The sequence below is a fragment of the Candidatus Laterigemmans baculatus genome (assembly GCF_010367455.1).
Classification (GTDB): Bacteria; Planctomycetota; Planctomycetia; order Pirellulales; family Pirellulaceae; genus Laterigemmans; species Laterigemmans baculatus.
Genome location: NZ_WRPR01000132.1, coordinates 1 through 2,108 on the forward strand (window position 1 = coordinate 1; position 2,108 = coordinate 2,108).

Annotated in this window: 1 protein-coding gene; it reads left to right on the plus strand. The window is 65.7% G+C overall.

What is annotated here, in order from left to right:
• The first annotated feature begins 415 nt into the window (after positions 1-415).
• Positions 416-1,933 carry a TolC family protein gene (locus GNK13_RS19685; protein ID WP_164104275.1) on the plus strand — a complete coding sequence of 506 codons (1,518 nt, stop codon included), beginning with the start codon at positions 416-418 and terminating at the stop codon, positions 1,931-1,933.
• Positions 1,934-2,108: the final 175 nt, after the last annotated feature.

Here is a 2,108-nt window from a genome sequence, read left to right on the forward strand (position 1 = left end):
TAAAAAGCAGTCGCCTTCGGCTTGCCGTTAAACGATTTTTCCGCGAGCCGTCCTGCTCCGAACCAATCCAAAGTGGCGCTGTCCAGCTAGGCTCGGTCGGAAAACTCCCTGTTGATATTACCCTCCCCCCGGGAGGGTCGGGCTCTTAGGCCCGGGGAGGGCAAGCTGAACTCCGCCGCGATTAGGGCTCGACGTCGCGCATCGCCCTCCCCGCTCGTTCCTCGCGACCCTCCCGGGGGTAGGGTGTCGGTGCAATCGGTCGCGGGTCCGGTTGAGGGGAGTTTGCGGGTTGCTCGCGAAGTTCCAATGGTGCGGTGGAGGATCGTCGATACCGATTCGCATGGCGACGAGCGTTATCGCGGTGCGGGCGCTCGTCGCAGGTGGAAGGATTTGAACGCGCCATGGAGGGCCGACGATGCGGAAGTTTGCGCTAGCTCTCGGTCCCTTCGTCTTCGCCGCGGGGTGTGCGACTCCGATCCCCCAGCCTATCGACGGGTATGTTGCGGGTCCTGTCGGTGCTGCTCTTGCTGGACTCGCCGCTCCTTCCGCGATCGCAGGGGTGCCGCAAGCCGAGCAAGCGGTCGAACCGGTCGTCGTCGCACGCCTCTCCTCGACTGCCGCGGGAGTTCTCTCTTCCGACGCGGCGGCTTCCCCGCCCGGTGCGGAGGTCGCTCAGGTCGCCTTCCAAGACGCGGTCGATGCTTCGCCGGTTGACGATTCAAGGAGGGAGGGGCCGTCGGCCGATCGTGGACTCGTCCTGGAAGAGCTCGAGTCGCTCGCCTTTGGCAACCATCCAGCGATCGGCGAGCAGCAGGCCCGGATCGCGGCGCTGCATGGCCAATGGGTGCAAGCCGGTTTGCCGCCGAACCCGACCGCCCAGTACGAGGCCGAAGAGATCGGCGTCGATGATGCGGCGGGGCTGCACAGCTTGTCGCTCGGTCAGACGTTGGTAACCGGCAATAAGCTGGCGCTGCGGCAGTCGGTGATCGCCGCCGAAATTCGTCGGGCCGAAGCGAACTTGGCGGCCGACCGGATGCGCGTGCGCACCGATGTTCGCCGCGCGTTCACCGCGGCGCTGGTGGCCCAGCGGCGGCTGGAGCTTTCCGAGCGGCTGCTGGAGATCGCGGAACTCTCGACCGAATCGGTCTCGCAGATGCTGGCTGCGGCGGAGGTTTCGCGGGTGGAGTTGCTGCAGGCTCAGAATGAAGCCCAGCAGAGCGAGTTGGCGGTGGAGACCGCCTCGGCGGCGCTGGCTGGAGCTCGCCGCCAGTTGGCTGCCGTGGTCGGTGTTCCGCAGCTTCCCCCGGAGCGGCTGGCCGGAGAGCTGTCGACGGAGCTCGAGCCGATTCCCTACGACGCGGCGCTTGCGGAGCTGATTGCCGCCAGCCCCGAACTGGCCGATCGGGCCGCGGCGGTCGAACGGGCCCGACGGTCGTTGCGGCTGGCCTGCGCCCAGGTCACTCCCAACCTCAATTTTCAGGCCGGAGCCGGCTACGATGCCGGGAGCGATGATACCTACGGCCAGGTTCAGGTGAGCCTTCCGATTCCGATCGTGGATCGCAACCAGGGGAACACTCGCCGCTTCCGATCGGAGATTTCCGCCGCGTCGCTGGCCCTGCAACGGACCGAGCTGAGTCTCGGCAACCGGCTGGCCGACACGCTTCAGCAGTACGAGACGGCACGGCTGCGGGCGAAGCGGCTCGAGCAGGAGATTCTGCCGCGAGCCGAGGAGACGCTGGAGCTTTCGCGGACGGCGTTCGAGGTGGGCGAGACGAGCTATCTGCAATTGCTGACGGCTCAGCGGAGCCTGTTCCAGTCCCAACTGGAGATGCTCGCGGCCGTCGAGCAGGCTCGGCAAGCCGCTGCCATGATCGACGGCTTCCTCCTCCAGGGGAGTTTGCTGGAGACCAGTTTCTCGGCTGCGGTGGAATGATGTGAGTGGCGGAAGACCGCTTGGAAGCAGTGTGTCAAATCAGCCGCCACGCGCTAGCCCGGATTATTCATCAGCCGCCGGGCGCTAGCCCGGATATTTCATCCGCTGATCAGCGTAGGTATCTAGCGCGAGAGCCTTAGTTCCGGTAGACATTGGAGTTACCACACTTCAATCC